The organism is Streptomyces sp. NPDC097619 (assembly GCF_040302735.1).
Classification (GTDB): Bacteria; Actinomycetota; Actinomycetes; order Streptomycetales; family Streptomycetaceae; genus Streptomyces.
Genome location: NZ_JBEOSD010000095.1, coordinates 21,099 through 30,970 on the forward strand (window position 1 = coordinate 21,099; position 9,872 = coordinate 30,970).

A 9,872-nucleotide genomic window follows, 5' to 3' on the forward strand; every position below is an offset into this window, starting at 1 on the left:
GGGCGCGTGCTCGGTGCCGGTGTCCGGGACGGGGAGCGGCCCGGGTCCGGAACTCAGACCGTCAGGCCCTTGTCCCGCAGCCAGGCCAGCGGGTCCTGGGTCTGTCCCCCCGTACGGACCTCCAGGTGCAGGTGGGCCCCGGTGACGTTGCCGGTGGCCCCGACCCGTCCGATGGTGTCCCCGGTGCCGACCTGACCGGAGGTCACCGACATGGAGGACAGGTGGCAGTACCAGATCTCCGTACCGTCGGCGAGGCGCAGCACGATCCGGTAGCCGTACGCGCCCGACCAGCCGGCCGAGACCACGGTGCCGCCGTGCACAGCCTTGACCGGGGTGCCGGTCGGGGCGGCGAAGTCGAGGCCGGTGTGGTGCCCGGAGGACCACATGGAGCCGGAGTCCCCGTAGTGCGAGGTGAGGGTGTACGAGGAGGTGGGGAGCACGTAGCCGCCACGCGAACTGCCCGATCCGGTACCGGAGTCGCCCTCCGCGGCGCGGTCCCGTTCGGCGCGGGCGGCCCGCTCCGCTTCGGCGGCGCGGGCGGCCGCCTCGGCCTTCGCCTCCGCAGCGGCCTTGGCGGCGGCTTCGGCGGCGGCCTCGGCCGCCTTGCGCGCGGTCTCCCGGGCCCGGGCGGCCTCCTGGGCGGCGGCCACCTCGGCGGCGCGGGCGGCGGCTTCCTTGGCCTCGGCGGCGGCGGCGTCGGACTGGGCCTCGGCCTGCTGGAGGATCCGGTTGCGGAGCACCTCGCCGGCGTTGGTGCCGGCTTCGGCCTGCTGGGGGCTGACCCCGGCCGTGGTGAAGGGGGCGGAGACGGACACGGCGTACGCGGCGCCGGCCGGGTCCTCCTCGGGCTGCTCGGTGGAGCCGAGCCCGGGTATGGAGGTGGGCAGGGACGGGATGGATATCGCGACCTGGGGCCGGTCCTGGGCGGTGGCGATACCGCCCGCGCCGACGGCGGCGATCACACCGACGCCGAGGACCGTGGAGCTGCGGGCGAGTCCGCCGCGCTGGCGCACCACCCGGTGGCGGCCCCGGACCGGCCGGACGGAGTCCTCGGTCGGGTTCCATTCCCCCCACGCGCCCGCGTCGGGGGCGTCGAGGTCTTCCGGGGCACCGGTGGCGGGCAGGTTCGAGTCCACGGGAGGCGGGTCCTTTCCTTCCTTCGCCTACCGGGTTAGCTGACGGGTTCGGAGCAGGAAGGTCTCCTACGTGCCCGGAGAGGGCCCGATTCACCCCAAGAGGTGGTTCCCCGGTTCCCTTGCGGAATTCGGCGTCGGCGCGCGCGGTGCCGTCCGGCGACGGCTGGGACGACCGCGCTGCGTTATCGAACGGTAATAGACAGAGGGGAGCGATTCCAAGCTGTTGCGCTTGATCCAACACATGTATCGGCCACCCTCCGACCGGCCCTGGCCTGCACTTTTGCCGTACAGGGTGATCAATCCGGACGATTCGACGGCCTGTTTGGTATCTCTTCGGCCGGCGGGGCCGATTGACGCCCCGTCAGCAACATGGCGGAGAGCGGCCTTTCGCTCACCGAACGTGAGGAGGGTGGCGGAACGGGGAAGAAGTGCCGGGAGAACGACGAGAGCCCGGATCCTCTTCAGGATCCGGGCTCTCGTACTGAGTAGCGGGGACAGGATTTGAACCTGCGACCTCTGGGTTATGAGCCCAGCGAGCTACCGAGCTGCTCCACCCCGCGTCGGTAGGTACAAGCTTACGCCATCCGGAAGGGTCCTCACGCCACTTTCCCCCCGGGGCGGGTCGGAGGCCCCTCAAGACCCCCGACCCACACGGCTCAGACCCGTTCCAGGAAGCCGGTCAGGTTCCGGCGCAGCCGCTCGATCTGCTCGTCCACCGTCAGCGATTCCTCGATGCGCAGCCCCGTCTCGGGCCGCTTGATGCCGCGCACGTAGAGGGAGCAGGCCATGTCGGTGCAGACGTAGAGCCCGACGGAATTCCCGTCCCGCCCCTCGCGCCCCGTCTTCCGGGCCGTCATCAGCGAGACCCCGCCGCCGGGGTGGGTGGTCAGGCACAGCGAGCACATGCTGCGGTACAGGGCACCACGGCGGGCCGTCGGGAAGCGCAGGGTGATCCCGATCGGGCCGCCGTCCGCGCCCTCGGCGACGAGATAGCTGCGGTCGGGGGCGGACAGGTCCCGCCAGCCCAGGAAGTCCAGGTCCGTCCAGGGCCGCTCCACGAGGTCCCGCGGCATCGGCAGCCGCTTGGCCTCTCCCTTCGAGCAGTTCACGAAGGCGCCCCGGATCTCCTGCTCGGTCAGTGCTCTCATACCGGGAACGCTAAGCTTTCCTAGGACCCCTAGGCAAACGAATAATGCCCGTAGCCTCCAGGGACGGGACCCACCGAGGAAAGGGGAGACCATGCCGAGGGCCGGACTCACCGCCGAGCGCATCGTCGGAGCCGCCGCCGAGCTCGCCGACCGCGAGGGCCTGGACCGGGTCACGGTCTCCGCGCTGGCCCGCGGCTTCGGCGTGAAGGACGCCAGCCTCTACGCGCACGTCCGCGGGCTCCGGGACCTCCGCACCCGGCTGGCCCTGAGCTGCGCCACGGAGTTCGCCGACCGGATCACCGCCGCCCTCGCGGGCCGCTCGGGGGCCCCGGCCCTGGCCGCCTTCGCCCTCGCCTACCGCACCTTCGCCGTCCACCACCCCGGTCGCTACGCCGCCACCCAGCTGGCCCTGCCGCCCGAGGTCCTCGCCGACTCCCCCGGCCACCGGCGGCTCGTGGAGCTGACCTACGCCCTGTTCCGCTCGTACGAGCTCCCCGAGCCCGACCGGACCGACGCGGTCCGCCTGGTGCGCAGCACCTTCCACGGGTTCGCCGCCCTCGAAGCGGCGGGCGGCTTCGGCCACCCCCGCGCGCTCGACGCCTCCTGGGAGCGGATCACCGAGGCCCTGCACGCCACCCTCACCCGGTGGCCCGCCGCCGCCGGACCGGAGACCCTGTCCCCATGAGCCCACGGCCCGCCCCCGTCCAGGTCCGCCGCGCCTACGACCCGCCCGAGCCCGAGGACGGCACCCGGGTCCTCGTGGACCGCCTCTGGCCCCGCGGCCTCTCCAAGGAGTCCGCCCGCGTCGACTCCTGGCCCAAGGCGCTGACCCCGTCGACGGAACTGCGCCGCGCCTACCACGACGGCACCCTCACCCAGGAGGAGTTCGCGGACCGGTACGCGGCCGAACTCGCCGAGCCCGCCGCCGCGGAGGCCCTGACCGCCCTGCGCGCCCTCGTCGCCGCCGGCCCGGTCACCCTCCTCACCGCCGTCAAGGACCCCGCCCCCGCCCACACCACGGTCCTCCTGACCGCCCTCACCCCCACCTGAGGCCCGCAGGACAGCAGAACGCCCCGGCCGGTCGCCTCCCCTCACGCTGCCGGCACAATGCGGTCGACCGCAGCCGATCGCAGGGGGACAGCGTGGGACCGCGTCAGACCAAAGGCCCGGTCACACGCCGGCTCCGCGGACTTCAACACGAACGCTCGGGGGCGGAAACCGGATCGCCGCTCAGGGACAAGCGGGCCTGGATCACGGCCGTCATGTTCCCCGCCATCATGGTCCTGGTGGGCATCGCAGTCCCCTCCCTCTGGAACCGGCTCTCAGGAACCTTCGACAGTCCGCCGGGACTGACCGCCCACACGATCGGCCCCGGGGGATGCGTCCCGCTCTACTCGGCGGACAGCCTCGCCACCTTGAAGGCTCAGCCCGACAGCCTCAGACTGCGGGGCGTTCCCGTGGCCGATCCCCGCTGGCACGAGCCCGTCACAGCGCCGGTGACACTCCAGGCCAAAACCGCACAGACCATCGTGGTCACTGCCGCGCGCATCGAGGTGATGAGCACCGAGCGCCTCCCGGTGACGGGGCGGGTCATCGACGCGGAGGGCTGCGGTGGCCTCATGGAGACGCGCCCCTTCGACGTGGATCTGGCCACCCACCCCGTGTCCCTGAAGCCCGCCCTCACGAAAGCCGCCGACGGAAGCGTCGGGCGGGCACCCGGATTCCCGTTCAAGGTCTCGGCCAAGGACCCAGAACAGCTCGAACTGCGCTTCCCGACCGTGCCGGGCGATGTCAGGTTCTCGATCACGATCGACTGGGTCTCCGAGGGTGAACCGGGAACCGTCACGCTCGACAACGGGGGTGCCGGCTACCGGGTCATGGGGCTCGGGACGCTGCCACGCCATCCGCCCGGAGCTCTCTACGGCCGGGTCACCCCTGCCCTCTCCTCGCAGTCCGCTACGCCGACCCGCGACTGACCACCACTCGGGTCCAGCCGCTCGGCTTCTCCATGCCGTCCAGGCAGGAGACGGCCGGGCGTCCCGGGCACGCAGCGGGCACGTAGGCCCGCCCCCAGCACGACGGCCCGCCCGGGAACTCCCGGACGGGCCGCGGAACACGCTGGTCAGAGCGAAACCGGAGTCTCGCCGACCGGTAGGCCATGTCGGACTCGAACCGACAACCAATGGATTAAAAGTCCACTGCTCTGCCAATTGAGCTAATGGCCCTCAGCATGCACACCCCAGAGCATAGCCCGCCGGCGCCGGTCAGCCGATCGGGTATCGCCGACCGGCGCCGCCGGGTGTCGTGGGGCGGGGGTGCGGGGCGCCGCGCGGCAGGGCCCGTGGGGGCTTCCGGACAGCACCGAGCCCCCCGGCCTCGAAAGGTCGGGGGGCTCGGTGCGGGCGGTCGGGACCGGTGGTCCGTCAGGCCCTCAGTGCGTCAGGCCGGTTCAGCCGTTGCGCTTCCAGCGCGGCTTGTCCTCGCGGCGGCCGCCGCCGAAGGAGCCGGAGCCGGAGCCGGGACGGTGGTCGTCGCGACGGCCGTACGGACGGTCGTGGCGGTCGCCACCGGAGCGGAAGCCGCCGGCGGGGCGGTCGTCACGACGGTCGCGGTTGAACGGACGGTCGCTGCCGCCACGGTGCTCGCGGTTGAAGCCGCCACCACGGTTGTCGTCCCGGCGGAAGCCACCGCCACGGTTGTCGTCGCGACGCTCGAAGCCACGGTCACCACGGTCGTCCCGACGGAAGCCGCCACCGCGGTTGTCGTCACGACGCTCGAAACCACGGTCGTTGCGGTCGCGGTTGAAGCCACCGCCACGGTTGTCGTCGCGACGCTCGAAGCCACGGTCACCACGGTCGTCCCGACGGAAGCCGCCACCGCGGTTGTCGTCACGACGCTCGAAGCCACGGTCGTTGCGGTCGCGGTTGAAGCCACCGCCACGGTTGTCGTCACGACGCTCGAAGCCACGGTCGTTGCGGTCGCGGTTGAAGCCGCCACCGCGGTTGTCGTCACGGCGGAAGCCGCCACGGTCGCCACCGCGGTCACCGCGGTCGTCGCGGCGGAAGCCGCCACGGTCACCGCCGCGGTCGTTGCGACGCTCGTAGTTGCCACGGTCGTCGCGCTGCGGGCGGTGCTCCTCGCGGCGCTCCTCCACGGCGGGGGCGGCGGCCAGCTCGGCGGCGACCTCGGCCACGGCGGCCTCGGTGGCCTCCGCGACGGCGGCCTCCGGGTCCTCACCGCGCTCGCGGGCGGCGCGGGCGACCAGGCGCTCGGCGTCCTCGCGGAGCTCGACGGCGCGGCGCTGCACGCGCTCCAGCTGCTTGGTCAGCTCGGCGACCTCGCGCTCGGCCTGCTTGGCCGCGTTGTTCGCGGAGTCGGCCTGCACCTCGGTGAGGGAGCGGGCGCCGGTGATCTCGGCGACCTCCGGGTCGAAGGCGCCGGCACCGCCGACGATGTGGCGCGAGGCGTCGACGCCCGCGTCCTCCATCAGGCGGAAGATCTGACGGCGCTGGTGCGGCAGGGCCAGGGAGACCACGACACCGGAGCGGCCGGCACGGGCGGTACGGCCCGAGCGGTGCAGGTAGTCCTTGTGGTCGCCGGCCGGGTCCACGTTCAGGACCAGGTCGATGCCGTCCACGTGGATGCCGCGGGCCGCGACGTCGGTGGCGACGAGGACGTTGACGTAACCGTCCTTGAAGTCGGCCAGGGTGCGGGTACGCGCGCCCTGGGTCATGCCGCCGTGCAGCGCGTCGGACTTCACGCCCGCGTCGCGCAGCTGCTCGGCGACGCGGTCGGCGCCCAGCTGGGTGCGGACGAAGATGATGGTGCGGCCCTTGCGGGCGGCGATGGCCGCGGTGACCGGGGCCTTGTCCTTCGGCTTCACGACCAGGACGTGGTGGGTCATGGTGGTGACGGCGCCGGCGGACGGGTCCACCTCGTGGGTGATCGGGTCCACCAGGTAGCGCTTGACCAGGCTGTCGATCTCGTTCTCCAGGGTGGCGGAGAAGAGCAGGCGCTGGCCACCGGCCGGAACCTGGTCGAGCAGCTCGGTGACCTCGGGCAGGAAGCCCAGGTCGGCCATCTGGTCGGCCTCGTCGAGGACCGCGATCTTGACCTGCTCCAGGGAGCAGGCGCCGCGGTTGATGATGTCGCGCAGGCGGCCCGGGGTGGCGACGAGGATGTCGACACCGCGCTCCAGGGCGTAGATCTGGTTGCCCATGGAGGTACCGCCGCAGACGACCTTCATCTTCAGGCCGAGCACGTCGCCGTAGGGCTGGAGGGCGTCCGCGACCTGCATCGCGAGCTCACGGGTCGGGGTGAGGATGACGCCGCGGGGCTTCTTCTTCTCGGTGTGGCCGCCCGCCAGGGTGGCGAGGAGCGGCAGACCGAAGGAGAGGGTCTTGCCGGAGCCGGTGCGGCCGCGGCCGAGGATGTCCTTGCCGGCCAGCGCGTCCGGGATGGTCGCGGCCTGGATCGGGAAGGGGGTGGTGACGCCGTTCTGCGCGAGCTTGCGGACGACGCCCTCGGGCAGGCCCAGGTCACCGAAGGTCACGGTGGGCTCGGCGTCGTCGGCCTCGTCGGCCGCGTCGTCGGAGAAGTGGGGGTGGTCACCGGAGGCGTCGGCCTCTACGGTGTCGTTCTGGTCGGCCGTCACGTCGGCCTCGAGGACCTCGACGGTCTCGTTGAGCGCGGTGGCGTCAACGGCGTCGGTCGAGTCGTTCTCGGGCATGACGGCGCGGTCGGAACTGGAAATGGACATGCGAATGCAAAAACCTTCCGGAGTCTCGGCACGCGCCCAAACTCCGTGAATCGCACAAGTGACCGCCTCAATGCGGTCTGCCACGGCAAGGGAGAGTACGCGCCACACGGCGCTCTTCGGGTTCGGCGCCGGGCAATGGGATCAAACGATCTATAACCATACGCACCCTTACCCGCTCCTGGCAACTCCTTCCCCCCTAAACCGCTCCGACCTGCGGTGATTCCTCCGGCTCCGCCTCCGCGGAACCCTCCGCCCGCGCCCCGCCGCCGCTTCCGTCGGCGTCCCCGGCGGCGAGCTCCCGGACGGGGGCGGCCCGCAGACCGGCGGCCTGCGGCTGCGGCTCGGGGGCCGTGGTCGGCTCCGGGAGGCTCGGCTCGGGGGTCGGCTCGACCACCGGCGGCTCGCTGACGGGCGGCTCCGGCGGCGGAGTGGTCTCCCCCGGTCCGCCCGGACCCGCCGAACCGCCCGAGTCCCCGTCGCCCGGCTCGGGCACCACGGGCCCCGGCCCCGTACCGCCCGCACCGCCGCCCGCCGCGCCGCCCGGGGACCCGCCCGGCGGGGTCGAGGGCGAGGGGCCGCCTCCGGGTGCCCCGGCCGCCGCACCCGGGCTGGGCGAGGCACCCGGCCCCCCCTGGGGCGTCCGTACGGGCTTCCCGTCCGGCCCCTTCGAGGGCTCCTCGTCGCCGTGCCGACCGTGCCCGGAGGTGCCGCCGGAGGCACCCTGCTCCGCCGCGGCGCCGCCCGCCTGACCGGCCACCTCGCCCCGCTCCCCCGCCGAACGGGACGGGGCGGGTTTGGCGGCATCGTCGGTGACGCTCATACAGCCCGCGGAGGCCGCCACCGCGAGGGCGGTGACGGCCAGTCGGACGGCGGACGGGAACGGGCGCACGAGGGCACCTCCGGAACGGGGCGTGGTTCGCGTTGGGCGGGTCAATGTGCCCAACTCCCTTTGCCCCGTTAGGGACACGCCTCCACTGACACCACCTGTCCTCGAACAACCCCGCGCACATCCGTACGGACCCGCACCCGGCCCCGGGACCTCGCCCGCCGCACGGGTCGCACGACCCCCGGAAGGCCCCTCGGCTCCCGGGAAACCGCTCAGCCGCCGGCCAGTCCTTGGGCCACCCGCAGGCCCAGGAACACCGCGCCCAGTCCCGCGAGCACCGAGGCGGTCACGTTCGCCGCCGCCAGGAACCGGCGACCGCCCTCGGCCAGCCGCAGGGTCTCGTAGGAGAAGGTCGAGTACGTGGTCAGGGCCCCGCAGAGCCCCGTGCCGACCAGCGCCCGCCATCCCGGGGAGCCGCCGTGGGCCAGGAGCAGCCCGGAGAGGAGCCCGAGGAGCAGCGAGCCCGCCGCGTTCACGGTGAAGGTCCCCCAGGGGAAGGCGTCCGCGTGCCGGCGGGCCACCGCGCGGTCCGTGAGGTAGCGCAGCGGGGCGCCGATCGCCGCCCCCACCGCCACGAGCAGCCAGTTCACCGCGCACCGCCCGCGCGCACGGCCCCGGTGGCCGGACCGTCGGGGCTCCGGCCGAGGAGCCGCCGGGTCAGCGAGGCCGCCGCCCACACCGCCCCGAGGGCGCCGAGCAGCGTCCCGCCCACGTAGGCCAGGGCCGTCCCGGCCTCGCCGCGCTCCAGCAGCTCCGCACCCTCCAGGGCGTAGGCCGAGAAGGTGGTGAACCCGCCCAGTACCCCGGTGCCCAGGAAGGGCCGCAGCAGCGGGTGCGAGACCCGGCCGCCCTCGGCCACCAGCGGCATCAGCACCCCGATGAAGGCGCAGCCGAGCAGGTTGACCCCGAAGGTCGTCCACGGGAAGCCGCCGGGCGCCACCGGCCACAGCTGTCCGGCCGCGTGGCGGGACAGCGCGCCCAGCACACCACCCGCCGACACCACGGCGAGCACCCGCCCCTGCACGGGCTCGGGCCGGGGCGAGGGTGCGGACTCCGGCGGTGGGGGCGGGGAGGTCGGTGGGATCGGGGAGGTCATCCGTAGCCCAGGGCGTGCAGCCGGTCGTCGTCGATCCCGAAGTGGTGGGCGATCTCGTGGACGACGGTGATCTCCGTCTCCGCGACCACGTCCTCACGGGTGTCGCACATCCGCAAGGTCGGATTGCGGTAGATGGTGATGCGGTCCGGCAGCACCCCGGCGTACCACTCCCCGCGGTCCGTCAGCGGGGTCCCCTCGTACAGGCCGAGCAGTTCCGGGTCGTCGGCCGGCGGCTCGTCCTCGACGAACACGGCGACGTTGTCCATCAACCGCGTCAGCTCGGGCGGGATCCGGTCCAGGGCCTCGGCCACCAGCTCCTCGAACGCCTCGCGCGTCATCTCCAGCACCCGGCCATTCTCCCCCCGCCGGGAACCGTTTTGGCGATAGCCCGGGGGATCCCATATGCTTCTCACGTCCCCGGCGCACTGAGAAGTGCGCAGGTAGGTTCTAGCCCTCATCGTCTAGTGGCCTAGGACGCCGCCCTTTCAAGGCGGTAGCACGGGTTCGAATCCCGTTGGGGGTACGCACAACCGTATGGAAGCGATTCCATACGTACGAGGTCCTGTGGAGCAGTTGGTTAGCTCGCCACCCTGTCAAGGTGGAGGTCGCGGGTTCAAGTCCCGTCAGGATCGCTGGAACCGGAAACGGTTCCGATCCCTCGTTCTTCGGACGAGGGGGCGGCTGGGTAGCTCAGTTGGTACGAGCGATCGCCTGAAAAGCGATAGGTCGCCGGTTCGACCCCGGCCCCAGCCACATCCGGGACGTGGCCGCGAAGAGCATGTACGGGGCGTTCGGGGTGCCGGTGGCCCTGCTGCTGTGGATCAACCTGACGGCGAAACTGCTGCTC

At 72.8% G+C, this 9,872-nt stretch carries 10 protein-coding genes, 5 tRNA genes, 1 pseudogene and 1 riboswitch; of the genes and pseudogenes, 7 read left to right on the plus strand and 9 right to left on the minus strand.

The features are described 5' to 3' along the window. Positions 1–53 precede the first annotated feature (53 nt). The 3 genes from ABTZ17_RS23745 to ABTZ17_RS23755 form a co-directional block, all read right to left on the minus strand. Positions 54–1,136, minus strand: a complete 1,083-nt coding sequence (locus tag ABTZ17_RS23745) for a M23 family metallopeptidase (RefSeq protein ID WP_502994811.1) — start codon at positions 1,134–1,136, stop codon at positions 54–56. A gap of 9 nt (positions 1,137–1,145) precedes the next feature. After that, positions 1,146–1,280: riboswitch (cyclic di-AMP (ydaO/yuaA leader) on the minus strand. Between the two features lie 342 nt (positions 1,281–1,622). Continuing rightward, positions 1,623–1,696 (minus strand) — tRNA-Met (locus ABTZ17_RS23750). A 96-nt stretch (positions 1,697–1,792) separates the two neighbouring features. Continuing rightward, positions 1,793–2,284: an FBP domain-containing protein gene (locus tag ABTZ17_RS23755; protein ID WP_352197706.1), complete on the minus strand. Its 492-nt coding sequence runs from the start codon at positions 2,282–2,284 to the stop codon at positions 1,793–1,795. Positions 2,285–2,375: 91 nt separating this feature from the next. Between ABTZ17_RS23755 and ABTZ17_RS23760 the strand changes: the two genes are divergently transcribed. From ABTZ17_RS23760 to ABTZ17_RS23770, 3 genes are all read left to right on the plus strand, one after another. Then, on the plus strand, positions 2,376–2,969 hold the full coding sequence (locus ABTZ17_RS23760; protein WP_352197707.1) for a TetR/AcrR family transcriptional regulator: 594 nt from the start codon (positions 2,376–2,378) through the stop codon (positions 2,967–2,969). After that, a complete protein-coding gene (locus ABTZ17_RS23765; protein ID WP_352197708.1) occupies positions 2,966–3,334 on the plus strand; it encodes a DUF488 domain-containing protein in 369 nt (122 codons plus the stop codon). Before ABTZ17_RS23760 ends, ABTZ17_RS23765 begins: the two co-directional genes overlap by 4 nt. Before the next feature lie 236 nt (positions 3,335–3,570). Next, positions 3,571–4,260, plus strand: a complete 690-nt coding sequence (locus tag ABTZ17_RS23770; RefSeq protein WP_352197709.1) for a hypothetical protein — start codon at positions 3,571–3,573, stop codon at positions 4,258–4,260. 176 nt (positions 4,261–4,436) lie between these two features. Here ABTZ17_RS23770 and ABTZ17_RS23775 read toward each other — a convergent pair. The 6 genes from ABTZ17_RS23775 to ABTZ17_RS23800 form a co-directional block, all read right to left on the minus strand. Further along, positions 4,437–4,509, minus strand: a tRNA-Lys gene (locus tag ABTZ17_RS23775). 224 nt (positions 4,510–4,733) lie between these two features. Then, positions 4,734–7,043, minus strand: a complete 2,310-nt coding sequence (locus ABTZ17_RS23780) for a DEAD/DEAH box helicase (RefSeq protein ID WP_352197710.1) — start codon at positions 7,041–7,043, stop codon at positions 4,734–4,736. Between the two features lie 196 nt (positions 7,044–7,239). Beyond that, positions 7,240–7,932: a hypothetical protein gene (locus ABTZ17_RS23785; protein ID WP_352197711.1), complete on the minus strand. Its 693-nt coding sequence runs from the start codon at positions 7,930–7,932 to the stop codon at positions 7,240–7,242. 209 nt (positions 7,933–8,141) lie between these two features. Then, positions 8,142–8,519: a fluoride efflux transporter CrcB gene (gene crcB / locus ABTZ17_RS23790; RefSeq protein ID WP_352197712.1), complete on the minus strand. Its 378-nt coding sequence runs from the start codon at positions 8,517–8,519 to the stop codon at positions 8,142–8,144. Next, on the minus strand, positions 8,516–9,025 hold the full coding sequence (locus ABTZ17_RS23795; protein ID WP_352197713.1) for a fluoride efflux transporter FluC: 510 nt from the start codon (positions 9,023–9,025) through the stop codon (positions 8,516–8,518). Before ABTZ17_RS23795 ends, crcB begins: the two co-directional genes overlap by 4 nt. After that, positions 9,022–9,372, minus strand: a complete 351-nt coding sequence (locus tag ABTZ17_RS23800; protein ID WP_352197714.1) for a metallopeptidase family protein — start codon at positions 9,370–9,372, stop codon at positions 9,022–9,024. The genes ABTZ17_RS23795 and ABTZ17_RS23800 overlap by 4 nt, the downstream gene beginning before the upstream one ends. A gap of 103 nt (positions 9,373–9,475) precedes the next feature. Between ABTZ17_RS23800 and ABTZ17_RS23805 the strand changes: the two genes are divergently transcribed. From ABTZ17_RS23805 to ABTZ17_RS23820, 4 genes and pseudogenes are all read left to right on the plus strand, one after another. Continuing rightward, positions 9,476–9,548 (plus strand) — tRNA-Glu (locus tag ABTZ17_RS23805). Between the two features lie 35 nt (positions 9,549–9,583). Continuing rightward, positions 9,584–9,657, plus strand: a tRNA-Asp gene (locus ABTZ17_RS23810). A 47-nt stretch (positions 9,658–9,704) separates the two neighbouring features. Continuing rightward, positions 9,705–9,778 (plus strand) — tRNA-Phe (locus ABTZ17_RS23815). Beyond that, positions 9,777–9,872 (plus strand): annotated as a pseudogene (locus tag ABTZ17_RS23820) (YihY/virulence factor BrkB family protein); the annotation flags it as partial. The gene ABTZ17_RS23815 and the pseudogene ABTZ17_RS23820, both read left to right, overlap by 2 nt.

Bases quoted from the DNA above. Each gene is read 5' to 3' on its own strand.
- ABTZ17_RS23755 (WP_352197706.1), bottom strand. From the start codon at position 2,284: ATGAGAGCACTGACCGAGCAGGAGATCCGGGGCGCCTTCGTGAACTGC.
- ABTZ17_RS23760 (WP_352197707.1), top strand. From the start codon at position 2,376: ATGCCGAGGGCCGGACTCACCGCCGAGCGCATCGTCGGAGCCGCCGCC.
- ABTZ17_RS23765 (WP_352197708.1), top strand. From the start codon at position 2,966: ATGAGCCCACGGCCCGCCCCCGTCCAGGTCCGCCGCGCCTACGACCCG.
- ABTZ17_RS23780 (WP_352197710.1), bottom strand. From the start codon at position 7,043: ATGTCCATTTCCAGTTCCGACCGCGCCGTCATGCCCGAGAACGACTCG.
- ABTZ17_RS23795 (WP_352197713.1), bottom strand. From the start codon at position 9,025: ATGACCTCCCCGATCCCACCGACCTCCCCGCCCCCACCGCCGGAGTCC.